The sequence below is a fragment of the Saliniramus fredricksonii genome (assembly GCF_900094735.1).
In the GTDB taxonomy this organism is placed as follows: domain Bacteria; phylum Pseudomonadota; class Alphaproteobacteria; order Rhizobiales; family Beijerinckiaceae; genus Saliniramus; species Saliniramus fredricksonii.
In genome coordinates this window covers 538,653-556,083 of sequence record NZ_FMBM01000001.1, presented here as the reverse complement: position 1 = coordinate 556,083, position 17,431 = coordinate 538,653, and the positions used below count along the sequence as shown (strand labels likewise).

General features: G+C 65.2%; 17 protein-coding genes. 6 read left to right on the top strand and 11 right to left on the bottom strand.

Annotated elements, in window-relative coordinates:
• Positions 1 to 8 precede the first annotated feature (8 nt).
• Positions 9 to 836 (top strand): OmpA/MotB family protein, encoded by an 828-nt coding sequence (locus GA0071312_RS02530; RefSeq protein ID WP_074443487.1) that lies wholly within the window; start codon positions 9 to 11, stop codon positions 834 to 836.
• Here GA0071312_RS02530 and GA0071312_RS02525 read toward each other — a convergent pair.
• The gene (locus tag GA0071312_RS02525) at positions 787 to 1,494 is read right to left on the bottom strand and encodes a protein-L-isoaspartate O-methyltransferase family protein (protein WP_074443486.1); all 708 of its coding nucleotides are present in this window, start codon (positions 1,492 to 1,494) and stop codon (positions 787 to 789) included. The two genes, GA0071312_RS02530 and GA0071312_RS02525, sit on opposite strands and share 50 nt — an antisense overlap.
• Positions 1,495 to 1,953: 459 nt before the next feature.
• Between GA0071312_RS02525 and GA0071312_RS02520 the strand changes: the two genes are divergently transcribed.
• Positions 1,954 to 2,724, top strand: a complete 771-nt coding sequence (locus GA0071312_RS02520) for an SDR family NAD(P)-dependent oxidoreductase (RefSeq protein WP_083204245.1) — start codon at positions 1,954 to 1,956, stop codon at positions 2,722 to 2,724.
• Positions 2,721 to 3,173, top strand: a complete 453-nt coding sequence (locus tag GA0071312_RS02515) for a nuclear transport factor 2 family protein (RefSeq protein WP_074443485.1) — start codon at positions 2,721 to 2,723, stop codon at positions 3,171 to 3,173. The genes GA0071312_RS02520 and GA0071312_RS02515 overlap by 4 nt, the downstream gene beginning before the upstream one ends.
• Before the next feature lie 11 nt (positions 3,174 to 3,184).
• On the opposite strand, the gene GA0071312_RS02510 is transcribed toward GA0071312_RS02515, so the two are convergent.
• The 6 genes from GA0071312_RS02510 to GA0071312_RS02485 form a co-directional block, all read right to left on the bottom strand.
• Complete coding sequence (locus GA0071312_RS02510; RefSeq protein WP_074444148.1) at positions 3,185 to 3,727, bottom strand: DUF3833 domain-containing protein; 543 nt, start codon at positions 3,725 to 3,727, stop codon at positions 3,185 to 3,187.
• Between the two features lie 67 nt (positions 3,728 to 3,794).
• The gene (locus tag GA0071312_RS02505) at positions 3,795 to 5,192 is read right to left on the bottom strand and encodes an MFS transporter (RefSeq protein ID WP_083204244.1); all 1,398 of its coding nucleotides are present in this window, start codon (positions 5,190 to 5,192) and stop codon (positions 3,795 to 3,797) included.
• Positions 5,193 to 6,077 carry a DUF1365 domain-containing protein gene (locus GA0071312_RS02500; protein WP_074443483.1) on the bottom strand — a complete coding sequence of 295 codons (885 nt, stop codon included), beginning with the start codon at positions 6,075 to 6,077 and terminating at the stop codon, positions 5,193 to 5,195.
• The gene (locus GA0071312_RS02495; protein WP_074443482.1) at positions 6,074 to 7,438 is read right to left on the bottom strand and encodes an NAD(P)/FAD-dependent oxidoreductase; all 1,365 of its coding nucleotides are present in this window, start codon (positions 7,436 to 7,438) and stop codon (positions 6,074 to 6,076) included. Before GA0071312_RS02495 ends, GA0071312_RS02500 begins: the two co-directional genes overlap by 4 nt.
• Before the next feature lie 122 nt (positions 7,439 to 7,560).
• Positions 7,561 to 9,258, bottom strand: coding sequence for a lysine--tRNA ligase (locus GA0071312_RS02490; protein ID WP_074443481.1), 1,698 nt, complete (start codon positions 9,256 to 9,258; stop codon positions 7,561 to 7,563).
• Between the two features lie 149 nt (positions 9,259 to 9,407).
• Positions 9,408 to 10,361 (bottom strand): transporter substrate-binding domain-containing protein, encoded by a 954-nt coding sequence (locus GA0071312_RS02485; protein ID WP_238947060.1) that lies wholly within the window; start codon positions 10,359 to 10,361, stop codon positions 9,408 to 9,410.
• Between the two features lie 177 nt (positions 10,362 to 10,538).
• On the opposite strand from GA0071312_RS02485, the gene GA0071312_RS02480 reads away from it, so the two are divergent.
• A complete protein-coding gene (locus tag GA0071312_RS02480) occupies positions 10,539 to 12,656 on the top strand; it encodes a glycosyltransferase (RefSeq protein WP_108721784.1) in 2,118 nt (705 codons plus the stop codon).
• On the opposite strand, the gene GA0071312_RS02475 is transcribed toward GA0071312_RS02480, so the two are convergent.
• From GA0071312_RS02475 to GA0071312_RS02460, 4 genes are all read right to left on the bottom strand, one after another.
• The gene (locus GA0071312_RS02475; protein ID WP_074443480.1) at positions 12,641 to 12,838 is read right to left on the bottom strand and encodes a hypothetical protein; all 198 of its coding nucleotides are present in this window, start codon (positions 12,836 to 12,838) and stop codon (positions 12,641 to 12,643) included. The two genes, GA0071312_RS02480 and GA0071312_RS02475, sit on opposite strands and share 16 nt — an antisense overlap.
• A gap of 25 nt (positions 12,839 to 12,863) precedes the next feature.
• Complete coding sequence (locus GA0071312_RS02470; protein WP_074443479.1) at positions 12,864 to 13,517, bottom strand: acyl-homoserine-lactone synthase; 654 nt, start codon at positions 13,515 to 13,517, stop codon at positions 12,864 to 12,866.
• Between the two features lie 216 nt (positions 13,518 to 13,733).
• The gene (locus GA0071312_RS02465; RefSeq protein ID WP_074443478.1) at positions 13,734 to 14,459 is read right to left on the bottom strand and encodes an autoinducer binding domain-containing protein; all 726 of its coding nucleotides are present in this window, start codon (positions 14,457 to 14,459) and stop codon (positions 13,734 to 13,736) included.
• A 282-nt stretch (positions 14,460 to 14,741) separates the two neighbouring features.
• The gene (locus tag GA0071312_RS02460; RefSeq protein WP_074443477.1) at positions 14,742 to 15,335 is read right to left on the bottom strand and encodes an SCO family protein; all 594 of its coding nucleotides are present in this window, start codon (positions 15,333 to 15,335) and stop codon (positions 14,742 to 14,744) included.
• 285 nt (positions 15,336 to 15,620) lie between these two features.
• On the opposite strand from GA0071312_RS02460, the gene GA0071312_RS19315 reads away from it, so the two are divergent.
• Together GA0071312_RS19315 and aroB are read left to right on the top strand one after the other, a co-directional pair.
• The gene (locus tag GA0071312_RS19315) at positions 15,621 to 16,298 is read left to right on the top strand and encodes a shikimate kinase (protein ID WP_420819945.1); all 678 of its coding nucleotides are present in this window, start codon (positions 15,621 to 15,623) and stop codon (positions 16,296 to 16,298) included.
• On the top strand, positions 16,285 to 17,427 hold the full coding sequence (gene aroB / locus GA0071312_RS19310; RefSeq protein WP_420819955.1) for a 3-dehydroquinate synthase: 1,143 nt from the start codon (positions 16,285 to 16,287) through the stop codon (positions 17,425 to 17,427). Before GA0071312_RS19315 ends, aroB begins: the two co-directional genes overlap by 14 nt.
• Positions 17,428 to 17,431 lie beyond the last annotated feature (4 nt).

The window sequence follows — 17,431 nt, the reverse complement described above, 5'->3', positions numbered from 1 at the left end:
ATACGGTCATGGCGAGACGCAAGGCTGCCCCCCCTGCAGGTGCCCCGATGTGGATGGTCACCTTCGCCGATCTGATGGCCGTGCTCATGGCCTTCTTCGTCATGGTCGTCGCCTTTTCCACCCAGGATCAGCGCAAGCTGCAGGTCGTCGCGGGTTCGATGCGCGATGCTTTCGGCGTCAATCCCGAATCGCGCTTCTCCGGCATCATCGAGGTGGAGGGCATCCCGACCGCCACCCATGTGCAGAATCTGCGCGACGTGCCCCCGGAGGAGGCGACGGATTATACCACGCCCAACGAATACGAGCATCGCGAGGAAGGCCTGCCGGAATTGCCGCAGGATCACGGATTCGCGCTGGCCACGGCCTCCCTGCGCCAGGCGCTTCAGGACATGCCCGAGATCCTCGAAGTCTCGCGCAACGTCATTATCGAGCACACGGAAGAAGGCCTCGACATCTCCCTGATCGACCAGGATGGCCGGTCCATGTTCGCGGAAGGCGAAGTGCAGCCCCATGAGCGAACCCGCCGCCTGCTGGAGGTGATCGCGCCGGTATTGCGGCGTATGCCCAATCGGGTGCGCGTCTCCGGCCATACCGCCGTGCCGCGGCCCGGGGCCGTCACCGTGGAGGATATCTGGGCGATCACCTCGGGACGCGCCGTCGTGGTGCGTGACATCCTCGCGGCCAACGGGTTGCCGAACGGGCGTTTCGCCTCGGTGGTCGGCAAGGGTGACACCGATCCGATGTTCCCCGACAACCCTTATATCGCGCCCAACCGCCGGGTGACCATCACCCTGCTGAACGAGGCCCCGCCGCTGCCGCCGGGGATGCGCTTCTGAGCCGCGCCGTCGGCACGGCGGTCTCGGCCTGAACCAGCGGCGCGATGCGCAGATCCGCCCCGCTTGCCGCGCGCAGCTTTCCCTGCAGATCCGCATCGACGGTGACGAGCTGCGGCCCGGTCTCGCCGTTGAGCGCGCCGACAAGCCGGCCTCCCGGGGCGAGCAGGCGGGTGACGTCGTCGGGCAGGGCGGGCAGGGCGCCGTTGAGCAGGATGCGCTCAAAGCGCTCGCTCGTGCGCATGGTCAACCCGTCGCGCACGCTGATCTCGATCGCGTCAGTGATGCCCAGCTCCGCGAATCGCATGGCGGCACCGTCGGCCAGGGCGGCGTAGCGCTCCACGCTCACCACCTGCGCGCCGAGCCGTGCCAGCAGCGCCGAGACATATCCCGAGCCTGCGCCGATCTCGAGCACGCTGTCGCCTGGCCGTACCGCGAGAGCCGTCAGCATGACGGCGACGGAGAACGGCGCCGTCATGGTCTGGCCGAGCGGCAGCGGCAGCGCGACGTCACGGCGCGAGAGATCCGCGAAACGGCGGGGTGCGAACAATTCGCGCGGCACCCGCTCCATGGCGCCGAGCACCGCCTTGTCGCGCAGGCCGCGCTCGCGCAACGACAGGACGAAAGCCGCCGCCGCGATGGTTTCCGGATCCATGTTCATTCGCGCCTCACCCGATCCGCACCCATGTCAGAGCTTTCGTGCCGGGTCGGCATCGACCGGCACGCAGCTAAGTGCCACCATGGGCGTATCCGTGTCATCTTTACCGCTTCGACCCGGCCGGGGCCAGCCCGGACCGGGCGCGAAGCCACGGATAGGGGCTGACGCGGAACGGCCATCCCGCCAGAGCGCGCTTCGACCTGACGGGGTCAGGCCGGGCGTTCCAGATCATTGTTCAACGTATCATTTTCCCGTCAGCCGGTATCCACCTGACGGAATGATACGCTAGGATCGTTGTCAATCGTCGATCCGAACGTCGCCGGCGCTCGTATCATGAGGCAATGTTGCCGGACGCGGCGGTGCCGAGAGGGACCGCCGGGTCTGTTCTTCATGCCGGATGACAATCCCGCCCGACATCGCCGCATGATGCGGGTTTTTGCAATCCGTTCCCGGAGATCATTCATGCCCGTAACCCCATCAGACGGTGTCGCCTGGGTCACCGGTGCGAGCCAGGGCATCGGAGAGGCCGTGTGCCTGCGACTGGCCAGGGACGGCTGGACGGTGATGGCGAGCGCGCGTTCCGCCGACAAGCTCGCAGCTTTGGCCGAACGCGCCGAGGGCCTGTCCGGGCGCATCGTCGCGCAGGCTCTGGACGTCACCGATAATGCTGCGGTGGAGGGCGCCGTCCGCGCGATCACCGCAGAGCATGGCCCCATCGCGCTCGCCATTCTCAATGCCGGAACCTATCTGGCGGACGATGCCGAGAGCTTGTCCGACGAAACGCTGCCTCCGACGATCGATCTCAATCTTCTGTCGGTAGCGACCTGCCTGAAAGCGGCGCTCGCGCCGATGCGGGAAGCCGGTCGGGGGCATGTGCAGGTCGTCGCCTCGGTCAGCGGTTATCGCGGCCTGCCCAATGCCGTCTCCTACGGGGCGAGCAAGGCGGCGCTGATCAACATGGCGGAGAGCCTGAAGCTCGATTTCGACCGTTTCGGCCTGACGCTGCAACTGGTCAATCCCGGCTTCGTGAAGACACCGCTGACCGAGAAGAACGAGTTTCCCATGCCGTTTCTGATCACGGCCGAGAAAGCCGCCGACCGCATGGTCGGAGCACTTGCCTCGCGGCGGTTCGAGGTCACGTTCCCGCGGCGTTTCACCTTCATGCTGAAGATCATGCGCTGCCTGCCCTACAGCCTCTATTTCCCGATCATCCGGCGGATCACCGGGCAATGACGGGCGCACGCGACCAGCCAGGCGAGCCGGTTCGGGTTCTCGCACGCCGCTATGCCGATGCCTATGAGGCGCTCGCGCCTGATACCATCGCCGCGCTTTGTGCGCTGGTCGCGCCGGATGTGCGGTTTCGCGATCCGTTCAGCGATTTCGCGGGGCGCGAGCGGCTGGCCGCCGTGTTCCGGCACATGTTCGAGGGATTGTCGCAGCCTTCCTTTACGGTGACGGATATCGCAATCGGCGCGCAGCATGCAGCCTATCTGCGCTGGGATTTCACATTCTTCTATCGCGGTCGCGCCTTCCGCATTGCGGGGATGAGCGAAGTTCATTTCGGCGCAGACGGTCTGGTGAGCGAACACCTCGACCATTGGGATTCAGGCAGCCAGGTCTATCTGCATGTCCCGGTGCTGGGCCGGATCATCGCCTTCATCCGGCGCAAGCTCGCCGGATGAGGCCGGGTGCATCACTGCGCCACGGTTCCATTTCCGACAGCATGGCTTGCCTGCCCATCCTCGCCATCGATCCTGCGGAAAAAGATCGACGCGGTGCCAACCCGGAAACCCCATTTGGTGACATAGGCCCGGTTGATCATGGTCTCGCCATCGGGCTGCAGGAACATCCAGTCGTTGAAATGAACCTTGAAGCTGCGGGTGCCGACCTCGAGATCGAAATGGTATTGCCAGTTCACGGCATTGCCCCGCGCGACCCCGCTCGCGGTGCCGATGACACCGTCAGCCTCGCCGGTATAGCCACCCTCGCCATCGGGCCGGATCACCCAGATGCGGCGCTCTTCCTCGCCGTCTTCATAGACGAAATCCTCGACGAGAGTCAGCGTCTCACCGTCCCAGGTGCCGTCGATATCGACCGTGAACTGCCGGCGCAGATTCGAGAAGCGGTCCTCGAAGATTCCCCAGGCCCTGGTCTGGCCTTCGAAGAATTCCTCGAGGCGAAATTGCGGCTCGGTCCCGGCAAAATCCTCTGGTTTCATACTGCTGCATCCTGTCATCGCGATGGTGGTCAGACCGACGATCACGAGGGTCCGGAGGCGGGAGAGCAGGCCGGATCCGGCCCACTTACGCGGACGTGTTCGCATTGTCCCGCTCCTCGATGCCCGACTGCTCTATGCGCAGTCGCATTTCATGCTGGCGCTCGGCCGTAATCGGAAATCCAATCATGAATACGATGGCCGCGCCCTTGAAGATCACCGGAACCAGCGAATAAAGTACCACCAGCGTCACGAGCGCCGCTTGCGGATTGTCGCCCTCGGCGTCGAAACCGGCGAAACTCAGGATCGGGAAGGCCAGGCCGACGGCCAGCGCGAGGGCCAGCTTCGTGGCCATGCCCCAGAGCGCGAAGAACAACCCCGCACGGCGCTCGCCGGTTTGCACCGTATCGGCATCGATGACATCGGCCTGCATCGAGGCGGGCAGCACCAGATCCGCTCCCAGCGCGATGCCGGTCAGGACGCAGATCGCGAGGAAGGGCCAGAAGTCGCCCGGGCCGAGCAGCGGCACCATGGCGAACCAGAGGCAGGCCCAGACCATGGCCGCGCACCATACCCGGTGCTTGCCGAAACGATAACTCAGCTTCAGCCAGACGGGCACGGCCAGAACCCCGCACAGAAAATAGATGGCCAGCAGGGCGCCGGCCTGTTCGGGAATGGCGAGGCGATGGGTGACGAAGAGCAGGAAGAGTGTTGCGGGAAGCCCGTTGGCGATGCCGTTGATCAGATAGGCGATGATCAGCCGGCGGAACCCCTCATTGCGCGAGAGCACCCGCAGCCCCCTGATCGGGCCGATGGCGCCCTGCATGGCGCGCAGGCGCGAATCCGGGGTGGCGGCCAGAAGCAGGATCACCGCGAGCGGCAGCGCCACGATGATCATGATCGCGATCACGGTGAGCGCCTCCCCGGCATCATCCGCATCGACATGGCCGAAGGCAACGGGCAGTCCCAGTGCCAGCATCGTGCCGAGGACGAGAAAACCCTCGCGATAGGCCGCGATCCGCGAGCGCTCGTGATAATCGGGCGAGAGTTCGGCCCCCCAGGCGCTCAGCGGCAGGATCATCATGGTCCAGCCGAGATAGAGGGCGAGCGACCAGAGCAGCAGATGCCAGGCGCCGGCGCCGTCCGGCGGCACGAACAACGCCCAGGTCGCGGCCAGAACCAGCGGCAATCCGGCCACGATCCAGGGGCGCCGGCGCCCGAAGCGCCCCATGGTGCGATCGCTCAGAAAGCCGATCAGGGGATCGGTGATCACGTCCCACAGCCGGGCGAAGAGCAGGATGGCGCCCACGGTGGCGAAACCCAGCCCCATCGCGGTGGCATAGAATGTCGGCAGATGGATGAAGACCGGCAGGCCGAGTGCCGCGAGCGGCAGGGCCGGGGCGCCATAGGCGGCCAGCACGCGGCTCGACAAGGGCTGTGCCGGCGCCGGGTCTCGAACGGATATCGGCTCGCTGTCCCCGGCCATTCAGCGCGGGCTCATGCCGTGGGGCGGCGGTTCGGGGCGCGGATGATAGCGCGCTCCCTTCCACCAGAGCCGGAGTGCCTCCCAGTGGATCGCCGCAACCACCTTCAGCGTCATCAGCGGGTGGGTGACGAACAGTTTCGCCAGATTGCCATCGTTGAAGGCCACGGCTTCGCCATGCAGGGTCGCCAGCAGCAGATCGCCTTGCGAATCCGCCTCGCGGATCAGGATCGACAATGTCTCGCCCGGTTCGCGCAGGCGGAAGCGATAGCGCGGTGTCATGTCGATGAAGGGCGAGACGTGGAAGGTCTTGTCGGTGGCATGGGTCAGGACCGCCGACCGCGCGGCGCTCGCCCGATCGCCATCCGCGATCCGGAACAGATAGACGTGACGTTCACCGAAGGTATTGTGCACCTCGTAGATGATCGCCGCGAGCCGCCCCGCCGCATCGTGGCAGAAGAAGATGCTCAGCGGGTTGAAGGTGTAGCCGAGCACGCGCGGGAAGCAGAGGAGCCGGATGCGGCCATGGCCGATATCGATGCCGGCGGCGTCGAGATGGCGCTCCAGCCAGGGGCGCAGGCCCGCGTGCCCCGCAGCACCGGCATCCCGGGAGGCGTTCTCGCGCGCAACATTCTCGCGCGGTCCGTGGTCGCGGTCGTGATAGCCGAAGAGATTGAAGCGGTTGTGGGAAAACAGCCGGCTCCTGGCCGCAACCTCGTCGATCCGGTCGATATCGATCAGCAGCGAGAACACGCGATAAGCGAAACGATGACCGAAGGGGCGCAACCGGCGATGCATCACGCGCCCGACATAGAGCGTGGCGGCCGGCTCACGGGCCGGTCGCGGATAAAGCCGGTTGGATGTATCGCGCGCTTTTGCCAGATTCATTCCGCTGCGGCGAGGCCGTAACCGTCAGCCGCCTCCGCCATGGTTGCCGGTGCCGGGCGTGCAGGCCGGCAATTGTCTGCCGCCGTGCTCGATTCGCGCACCTGCCAGGGGCGCGGCACGCCGAGCGCCTGAGCCACTTCCAGCGCCGAAGAAAGCCCGTCTTCGTGGAAGCCGTAACCCGTCCATGCCCCGCAGACCCAGATCCCGCGCCGTCCCTGAATATCGCCGATTTGCGTCTGCGCTGCAATGGCGCCGGCATTGAAGACGGGATGATCGTAGGCGAAGGTCCCCAGAACCCGCGCGGGATCGGGCGCGCGCGTGGGGTTGACGGAGACGAAGACATCCTCTGCGCAGGGCAGGGATTGCAGCCGGTTCATCCAGTAGGTCACCGAGACGGGGCTGCCGGCCGAGACGGATGCGGGCGACATGTAGTTCCAGCTGGCCCAGGCCCGGCGACGCCGGGGCATCAGCGCCGGGTCGGTATGCAGGATGGCGGTGTTGGGCTGGAACGGAAACTGCCCCAGCACGGCTTCTTCTTCGGGATCGGCATCCGCGAGCAGGGCCAGCGTCGTGTCGGCATGGGTGGCAAAGACCACCTGGTCGAAATGCTCCGGTTCATGGCCGTCGGTCGCGACGATCACGCCGTCTTCGCTGCGGCTGACGGCGCGCACGGGCGTCCCCGTGCGAATCCGGGAGCGGAAAGGCGCCGAGAGCCGCTCGACATAGACCCGCGAGCCGCCCTCGACGGTCAGCCATTGCGGCTGGTCATTGACGGTGAGCAGGCCGTGATTGGAGAAGAAACGCAGGAAGGTGCTGGCTGGAAAATCCAGCATCTCGCGGATATCGGCTGACCAGATCGCCGATCCCATCGGCAGGATGTGATCGTAGATGAAAGCGCGCCCGTAACCGCCATCGGCGAGCAGGCGGCCCAGCGTGTGATCGGGAATCCGGTCGGCGGCGACCATGGCGACGGATTCGCGATAGAAGCGCAGGATATCCGCGATCATCCGGTAATGGGCCGGGCGAAACAGATTGCGGCGCTGCGCGAACAGGCTGGCGATCCGGTCGCCGGCATATTCGAGCGCGCCCCCGCCGACGCTGACGGAAAACGACATGGAACTCGGCTTGAAAGGCACATCGAGTGCCGCGAACAGGGCGTTCAGATTGGGATAGGTGCGATCATTGAAGACGATGAACCCGGTATCGACGGGAATCGACCGATCGCCGATGGGCGCATCGACGGTGTTCGAATGACCGCCGATCCGGTCATCGGCTTCGTATACGGTGATGTCGTGACGTTGATTGAGCAACCATGCCGCTGACAGGCCGGCGATTCCCGTACCGATGATGGCTATCCGCATACTGACTTTTGCTTTCTGGTTGTTCAACGCTTCCGGTTGCGCCGCAGCGACGACCTTCTCATCTACGCGCCATCGCGGTGGTTGGATGACTGCCAAAAGCAATCATCTGCCGGCGCGCGCCTTCAGCCCTGCATCTTGGCCTGTCCGCGTGATGCCAGGAACGCCTCGTGCTCGGCCATGAGTTCACCGGCAAGCGCCTTGGCGATCAGGGCGCGGGTCTCTTCGACGCCGTAGAGCGCGATGAAGGAGCCGAAGCGGGGGCCGCGGCTCTGGCCGAGCAGGATCTGGTAGATCGTCTCGAACCAGCCGCGTGCCACGCCGGGGCGCCCGTCCGGGCTCTTCGACTTGCCCGAGAGATCGGGGAAATGCGTGCGCCCGACATCGTAGACGATATCCTGCAGCGCCCCCGCATCAGTGGAGCCGACAGCCTCGCCGAGCCTGTCGTGCAGCTCCTGCAAAGCTGCGCGCTCATTCTCGTCGGGCATGCGGTATTGCTTGGCCGGGCGCACGAAGTCGCGGAAATAGGCCAGCGCGCGCGCCACCAGCGCATCGAGGCGCGGATGCGTCTGTGGTGAAACGCCCGGCGCGTAGCGGCGGATGAAGCCCCACATCACCGCCGGATCCTCGGAATTGGCCACCGCGACGAGATTGAGCAGCATCGAGAAGGACAGGGTCGTGCCCCCGCTCACCGCATCGCCGCCGATCAGCTCCGGCGCCGGTGGCGCGCCGGAATGGATGTGCCAGACCGGGTTGGCGAGCTTCTGCTTGTCTTCCTGCTGCGGGTATTTCTCGAGGAAGGTGAGATAATCGTCGACGAAACGCGGGATCACGTCGAAATACAGCCGTTTGGCCTCGCGCGGCTTGTGGAACATGTAGAGCGACAGGCTCTCCTGCGTGCCGTAGCGCAGCCATTCGTCGATGGTCAGGCCGTTGCCCTTCGACTTGGAGATCTTCTGGCCGTTCTCATCGAGGAAGAGCTCATAATTGAAGCCCTCGGGCGGCGCGCCGTCAATTGCCTGTGCGATCTGCCCCGACAGCTTCACGGAATCGATCAGATCCTTGCCCGCCATTTCGTAATCCACCCCGAGCGCCACCCAGCGCATGGCCCAGTCGGGCTTCCACTGCATCTTGCAATGCCCGCCGGTGACCGGGGTCTCATAGCGCTCGCCGCTTGCGGGATCGCGCCAGACGATGGTGCCGCGCGCAGCATCATGTTCCTCGACCGGGACCTGCATCACCGCGCCGGTGACCGGATGCAGCGGCAGGAAAGGCGAATAGGTCTGCCGGCGCTCCGCGCGCAGGGAGGGCAGCATCACTTCCATCACCGCGTCATAGCGCGCGAGCATGCGCATCAGCGTTTCGTCGAACCGGCCCGACCTGTAGCAATCGGTGGCGGAGAGGAACTCGTAGTCGAAGCCGAACGCGTCGAGGAAGGCGCGCAGGCGGGCATTGTTATGGTGGCCGAAGGATTCGTGCGTGCCGAACGGGTCGGGCACCTTCGTCAGGGGCTGGTTGAGCGCGGCCTTCAGCAGATCCTGATTGGGCACGTTGTCGGGGACCTTGCGCAGCCCGTCCATATCGTCGGAGAAGGCGATCAGCCGGGTCGGGATCGAACCGCCGGTGAGCACTTCGAAAGCATGGCGCACCATGGTGGTGCGGGCCACCTCGCCGAAGGTGCCGATATGCGGCAGGCCTGAAGGGCCGTAGCCGGTTTCGAACACGACCTCCGTCTTGCCAAGCCGCTCCACCCGCGCGACGAGTTTGCGCGCCTCCTCGAAAGGCCAGGCATTGGCGGCGGCAAGCAGCGCGGGATCGAACATCTTCAGGTCTCTCTCATCTGTTGTCGGCGGGATCCGCGCACATCGAAAGCGAAACGGCAGCACGATGCCCGCGGATGCGGCATCGCCGCAGGGTCTGCGCGCGCCACGCTTTTGCGCCCTCGCGGGGCGTGCGTCAACTCACCCGTTTCTCAGCGCAGGAAGGCGCGTGCGGGTTCGAGCGGACTGATCGGAAAGAAGGCGAGCCAGGTGCGCGCATAGGCGCCGTCTTCCCAGATCCGGTGCAGGGCATGGTCGAAAGCACGCGCCAGACGTGCATCCTCGTCGCGCATGACGAAACCAATCCCCTCGCCGAAGTAGCGATCATCGAAATAGGGCTCGCCGACGAAGACGCAACATTCCTGCGAAGCGCGTCCGCCGAGCCAGAGGGCCAGCGACAAGCCGTCGCCGAACAGGAGATCGCTCGCTCCGCGCTGCAGATCACTGCGTGCGATCGCGGCATTGGGTGCGGGTACGGGGACGGCATCGGGAAAGTAGCGTTCGAGCCAGGCGGCATGAGCGGTCTGCGACACCACGCCGATGCGCCGGTTGGCGAGATCCGCCGCCGTGATCGCGACGGGTGCGTCCTCGGCCCGGGCAATGAAACGCGCGGGAAAGCGAAAATAGGGCAGCGTGACGGCAAAACGCTCATGCAGTCGCGGATTGCCGGCAAACGCTGCGGCCACGACATCGCCCTCCCCCGATTCCAGCGCATCGAGCAAGGTCGAGAAACTGCGCACCTGAATGGTGCAGGGCACTTGCAGCGTCTCGCAGACGAGCCGGGCAAGCTCGACCGAGAACCCCGTCGGAACGGCGTCCGGCCCGCCGAAATGCAGCGGTGGAAAATCGTCGGAGGTGAGGATCCGCAGGCTGCGCCCGGAGGGGATATCGACGGGCTCGACCCGTGCGCGCGGATCCCAGAAGCCGGGAATGCCGGTGGCGGTGAAGGCAGGGGGCAGGGGGGCTGGTGCCGCGCCTTCGGGCTGGGCTTGCGCTGCCGACAGCGAATGCGGGAACACGAACAGGGCAAGGCCGAGCGCGAGGATCGGCGCGATGCGGGCGACGCCCGGATGCAATCTCGAAATGACGGTTTTTGAGAAATACACAACCCATCGGCGAAAAAGCGATTTTGAATTGCATTTTGTCATATTTTGCACTTTAAGATCGCGGGAGCGGCTTTGCCGTGCGGTTCATGCGTCGAACACCAATCGGGGTTAGCCTTGACGGGTATGCAGGGTCAAGCGGGCGATGAGCGCCCGCCATATGGGCAAAGGGCTTCGGGCATGTCGGCGGGGGGCGCCGGGGGCTCGGGCATCGCCGATGACCCTGATATTGCCAACCTGCATGGCATCGCCGCCAAGGCAGACGCATCGTCAGTGGCTGAAACGGTCTCCCGGGCCGGCAATCGTGACGTCACGCCCCGCGCCGCGACGATGCCTGCGCAACCGGAGCGCAGCCGCCTCGCCTGTAGCCAGCCATTGCCGGCGACACTGGCCTTCCTCATGGAGGCCGGCGTTCCGGGGGCGGAGTTGCGCGCCGCCGCCGAGGAGGCCCACCGGTTGGGGGAGTGCCCGGTCGCCGTGCTGCTTGCGGGCGGCGGTCTGGACACGACGCGCTATTACCGCGCGCTGGCGCGGCATCTCGGCCTGCCCTTCCTCGCCGATCCGGTCATCGTCGAAGGCATACCGTCGGATGTCGCGATCGCAGCCGGCCATGCACCGCTCGCGCCGGCCCGGCATGGCGGGGATCTGCGCATGGTGAGCGCACCGCGCGGTGCCGCGCTGGCATATCTCGTCGAACAGGCATCACGGCATCGTGATGCGAGCGGCATGCTACGCCTTCAGGGGAGTGGCTTTCCCCCAGGCCTCGCCTTGACGGATCCCGCGCGGTTCGAGGCGGCGGCGATCGCGGCCGATGCGCCGCGCATCGCCTATCAGGCGGCCCACGCGCTCCCCGACCGGCATCCGCGCTTCAGCCATCTCGGCGGCGCACGGCCCTGGCAGCGCCGTGCGCTGTTTGGGGGAATGGCGGCATTTGCGCTGCTGCCGCTGAGTTTGCCTGTGGATCTGGCTTTCGCCCTGGTCAGCGTCCTGATCTGCCTCGTGAGCGCCTTTCTCGCGCTCTTGCGCATCACCACCTGTCGGGAAATCGCCGGCATTACCCCGAAGATCCGCCCGCCGGCGCTCGACGATGCCCATCTGCCGCATTACAGCATCGTCGTCGCGCTCTACCGGGAGGAGGCGGTAGCGGAGCAACTCTGTGATGCGATCGCAGCCATCGATTACCCCGCGTCAAAACGTGACGTGATCTTCGTGATCGAGTCCGACGATTCCCGGACCCATGCCGCGCTGCGCCCGCACGCACAGCGCCACGGCTACCGCATACTCGTCGCGCCCGACGGCAGGCCGCGCACCAAGCCGCGCGCCCTCAACGCGGCGCTGCCATTCGCGCGTGGCACGCATCTGGTGATCTATGATGCCGAGGATATCCCCGAGCCGGGCCAGTTGCGCCTTGCGGCGGAAACCTTTGCGGTGCTTGGTCCGGAGACCGTTTGCCTGCAGGCAAGGCTGGCCATCGACAATGATTCCGACGGCTTCCTCCCCGGCTGTTTCGCGGTCGAATATGCCGCCCTCTTCGACGTGATCAATCCCGGTTTCCTGCGACTGGGGCTGCCGGTCCCGCTCGGGGGGACGTCCAACCATTTCCGGATTGCGGCCCTGCGCGGTGCCTGCGGCTGGGATGCCTGGAACGTGACCGAGGATGCCGATCTGGGCTTGCGGCTCGCGCATATGCGGCTTTTCACGGCAGATCTCCCTGCGACGACCTGGGAAGAGGCGCCGGTGGGTCTTCGGGCATGGCATGCGCAGCGCAAACGCTGGATGAAGGGCTTTCTGCAAACAGCGATCACGCATACACGCGATCCCTTGCGGGCCGCACAGGCCATGGGGGGGATGCGCTATCTGGTCGTGCTGGCCTGTACCTTCGGGGCCGTCCTTTCGGCCATGGCCTATCCGTTGTTCTTCCTGACCGGGCTCGCCGCGCTCGCCACCCCGGTTTCCGTGACGTTCGGCCATGCTCCTTTCTGGCTGGACTGGTTCCACAAGGGCGTGACGGCCCCTTACGGATTGCTGATCTTCACCGTGGCCGGGGTCACCTTCTGCCTCGGCGTCGCGGCCACGCTGGTGCCGGCGCTGATCGGTGTGGTCCGACGCCGGAGAGCGGGGCTGCTGGCCCGGCTTCCGTTGCTGCCGTTCTATTACCTGCTCGTCAGCGCCGCCGCCTGGTGCGCGCTGCGGGAATTGTTCACGGACAGCTCCGGCTGGCACAAGACGCCGCACGGCGCGGGCAGTCGCCGGTGCAGACCGGCTCTGCCCGCAAGCCGGCCTCAGGAAAGCCGGTGACGCATGTTCTGATGATTTTTCGAGATCCGCTTGGCCGCGACGTAATAGATCGCGGCATACACGTTGTCGAGCAGATGCGCGAGGACGGGATCGCCCTCTTCGCGCACCACGCTGGCGAGTTCACCGATGCGCTCGGCGACGTCATCGAGATTGTCCTTGTTGTCCTCGTACTGGATATGCATGTCCGTGCCCCTCTTTGTTATTTGTTCAAGCTGCTCTTGCGAGAAAACGGACACGTTCGCGCGCGCCGTCGATGATGATGTCTTCGTGAATGCCCGCCCGCCCGCGAATATCGGCGAGGGCTTCTTCGGTCACGTCCCACAGCCCCACCGCGATCGGGCCGGTGCCGAACGCTGTGGAGCGCGCGAGCACGTCCGGTGCCCAGCCGATCCGGCGGTAGATGCGCTGCATATGCGGCTCGAAAATCCCGATATACTGGGTGAGTCCGGCCTTCAGGCCGATCTCGCACATGGCGATCGCGATTTCGCAGGTGGCACGGTCGAGCCGTGTCGGCGTCAGTCTGCGCGGATTCCCGGGATGCACGCAGAACCGCGTCGCTTCCCAGATCGTGGCGCTGACGAGATCCACGTCATCGTCGAAAGCCTGGGCGAAGATATCGCGCTGCAGGGTCGGGCCGGTCGTCGGCATCAGCCGGATCGATCCGACCACCGCGCCTGTCTCGTCGTCGAGGGCGATGACATAGAGCGGGTTGAGCGCGTCGTAAGGGTCGCTTTCGCGCCCGTTATCAACATGAACGTCCCAGCCGAGCTTGTCGCGGAAGATCGCGGCCCTTCCACGGAACATGGCATCGACGATCCCGGCGTGACGATCTGCTTCGTGTCCGTTGATCAGGGTAATCATCTCGGGTCCTTTCCTTGATGGCAGAACCCAGAATCGGTGTTTTACAAGGTTTCGCAATCCGTCAAATTTGACCTTTCGTAAGGTAAATAGTGTAAAATCTTAGAAAAGCACTTGTTGATTGCCGCTTTTGCGGGGTTGCTGTTCACAGCGCCAGATATTTGAAATTGCAATCAGGTGGGACTGCTCTCCAGCGGCGGCGCCCGATCGCGCTGCCGCTCAGTGTTCGACGATACCGAGCGCGATCGCACGCGCGACCGCCTGGGCCTTGGTCAGGCTGGAGAGTTTGTGGCGGGCGGAATCGAGATAGCCGCGCACGGCGCGCTCCGAGACGTGCAGCCGTTCGGCGGTGCCCGCGATCGTCGCACCTGCTGCAGCCCATTGCAGGCATTCGCGCTCACGCCGCGAAAGCTGGATCGGCGCCTCGTCATCGTCGCAGCACAGGGCCAGCACGCGGTGGTGCACGTAATTGCCGATCAGCTGGATATCGCGTGTCTGGGCCAGTTTCAGGCTCTGCCATTCGTGATCGGGCAGGGCGGAGACTACGGTGAAGACGGCGAGATCTCCGCGTGCGCCACGGATCGGCACGGTCAGTCCCTTCCGCCCGATACCGAAATCCAGCGCTTCGCGAAAGAGCAGTTGCGGCGTCCCTTCCGGCACGCTCAACCGGTCCCAATCGACAGGCAGGATGCTGCGCGCGGCCTGAAGCACGACCGGATCGATCTCGAAATAGCGCTGCGAACGATACCGGCTGATCCATTGCTCGGGATAGGAATGGATCACGACGGGATTTTCGCGCGGATCATTGGGCAGGCGCAGGGCGTGGTAGCCCGCATGGGCAAAGCCGTAAATGTCGATCAGCCCCATGATCGCCCGCTCGAGTTCGGGCAGCGATTGCGCGTCCTCGATCCGTTCCAGTACCGAATAAAACGCGTCGTCACGCATAAGCGGGTTCCGATGAGCGGGCTGATGTGAACTGGACCTTTGCCGATAGCCCTGCTTCTGTATAATAGATGCAGCAGTATTTGGAAATATAGCGCATGGGTTGTGTCAGGTTGCGGCGCTCTCTGCGATAGAGGGCTGTATTGCGACACGAACGAAATTCATCGTCGCAACCTTTGAAGACATGACACCTGTTCTCAGCGCAGATTGCGCTGATCCCCGATATTCCGCCGCCGGTCATGCAGCCTGTGGCCGCCGCAATGCGGGGGATGCGTGTGTCTTCGTTCAGATCCGACCCAGCAATTCCTGCGCCGCGGCCTGCGGATCCTGCGTGGTGTTCAGCGAAGCGACAAACCGGCCCTGATCGTCCATGATGTAGACGAGCGCCGTATGGTCCATGGTGTAGTCCCCATCATCGAGCGGGACCCGGCGCTTGTAGGCCCGGAAGCTGCGCACCACCGCGTCGATCTCCTCATCCGAGCCGGTCAGCCCGATGATGCGGTCATCGAAACTCTGGACATAGAGACGCATGCTTTCGGGCGTGTCGCGCTCGGGATCGACGGTGATGAACAGGGCATTCAGTTCGCGGCCTTCCTCGGCGGTGGCGCGCAGCACTTCCGAAATCTCGAACAGCTTGGTCGGGCAGACATCCGGGCAATGCGTGAAGCCGAAGAAGAGCAGATGCGGCTCGCCGAGGAAATCGTCCTGCGTCACCTGGTTGCCGTCGTGATCGGTCAGCGTGAATGGTCCGCCGACATCCGACGTCGCCACCTCGCGCCCGCCGGGTGTCAGCGTCATGACGGCGACCACGCCAAGTGAAACCAGCCCGAACAGAAAGGCGACCAGCGGGATGGCGATGCGGCGGGCACGTTCTGACATGATCTTCCTCGATGATGGTGGCACACAGCTGAGACGGGGCGACCTGCAGACCTGACGGCGCATCCGCAATCCGCCCGGCCCGCAATGCCTGTTTGCACCAGCCGAATTCGCATCGCAATACGGCAAAATCCCGGCAAATGGCATGCGACCCGGGGTCGCCATCCGGTCGGGTTGGTTCGCGCGGGTGCCTGCCGGTGAATGCGGGCGATTGCAGGCGATGACAGCCGGGCGGCTTGGTGGTATCGACATCGAACCATGAGTGAAGCCCGGCCCATCAGGCGCAGAGTGCGCGCCCGCAAAGACCCTGCCAATCCTGCTGATAGCGAATCGGCGCAGTGCCGGGCGCATGCCGAGGGGCGTGTCCGGCAGGCGCTGGCCGGGCGCCCCATTGTCCTCGTCGGTCTGATGGGCGCCGGCAAGAGCACGGTCGGGCGCCGGCTGGCGGCGCGATTGGGCATGGTTTTTCGTGATGCCGACAACGAAATCGAGGCGGCTGCCGGGATGTCGATACCCGACATCTTCGCCGTCTATGGCGAAGCGCATTTCCGTGATGGCGAGCGGCGGGTGATCGAAAGGCTGCTTCACGAGGAAAGAATGGTGCTCGCCACCGGTGGCGGAGCCTATATGGATGAAACGACCCGCGCGCGCATTCGCGCGCACGCCGTTTCGGTCTGGCTGCGGGCCGATCTGGACACGCTGATGCGCCGGGTCCGCAAGCGTTCCAACCGTCCGCTTCTGCAGAATGCCGATCCGGAAGGCGTCATGCGTCGGCTGATGGACGCGCGATACCCGGTCTATGCGGAGGCGGATGTGGTTGTGGAATCCCGCGAAGGGCCGCATGAGAAGGTGGTCGAGGCCATCATCGCCGCACTCGACGCGCATCTCGCGGGATCCGGCGCGGATCATGGCGATGAAGGGCACCGATCAGGAGATGGGCAGGACGATGGGCATGACGATGGGTGAAGCGGAGCAGGGGCACCGGATCGTGCAGGTGGCACTGGGCGATCGCAGCTACGAGATCGTCATCGGCAGGGCGTTGCTCGCGCGATCCCGGGCGCGCATGGCTGGCCTCGGCGCGCGCGCGGCGGCGATCATCACCGATGATCACGTCGGCAATCTGCATGCACCCGCCCTCGCCGCCATGCTGGCGCAGGCCGGTCTGCGGGTAACGACCATCAGCGTCAGCCCCGGCGAAGCCTCGAAAGCCTTTGCGACGCTGGAACGGATCTGCGGCGCCATTCTCGATGCGCGCATCGAGCGTGGCGATCTCGTCGTCGCCCTGGGCGGGGGTGTCGTGGGCGATCTCGCCGGATTTGCGGCTGCGATCGTGCGGCGTGGCATCCGCTTCGTCCAGGTGCCGACGAGCCTGCTCGCCCAGGTCGATTCCTCCGTCGGCGGCAAGACCGGGATCAACGCGCCGCAGGGCAAGAATCTGATCGGCGCCTTCCACCAGCCGAGCCTGGTGCTCGCCGATACCGGCCTGCTCGATACGCTGCCCCTGCGCGAAATCCGCGCCGGTTACGCCGAGACGGTGAAATACGGCCTGATCAGTGATCCCGGCTTCTTTGCCTGGTGCGAGGCCAACTGGCCGGGGATCTATGGTGGCGGGCCCGAGCGCGAGCACGCCGTGGAAATCGCCTGCCGGGCCAAGGCGGCGATCGTGGCGCGCGACGAGCGCGAGACCGGCGAGCGGGCGCTGCTCAATCTCGGCCACACTTTCGGCCATGCCCTGGAGCGCGTCACGGGCTATGAATCCAGCCGTTTGATTCATGGCGAGGCGGTGGCTCTGGGCATGGCGCAGGCCTTTCGCTTCTCGGTGGCGCAGGGCCTGTGCAGCGGGCAGGATGCGGTCCGTGTCGAGGCGCATCTGCGTGAGGCCGGCCTGCCGACGCGGCTTGCCGATATTCCTGGCGGCGTCGGCAGCGTCGATGACCTTCTGGGCGCCATGGCGCAGGACAAGAAGGTGGTGGGCGGCGCGTTGACTTTCATCCTCGCGGGGGGGATCGGCCAGAGCTTCATTGCCAGGGATGTTGCAGCCGATGACGTGCGTGGCTTCCTCGTGCAGGAACTGGCCGGGTTGAACGGAGCGTGATGTC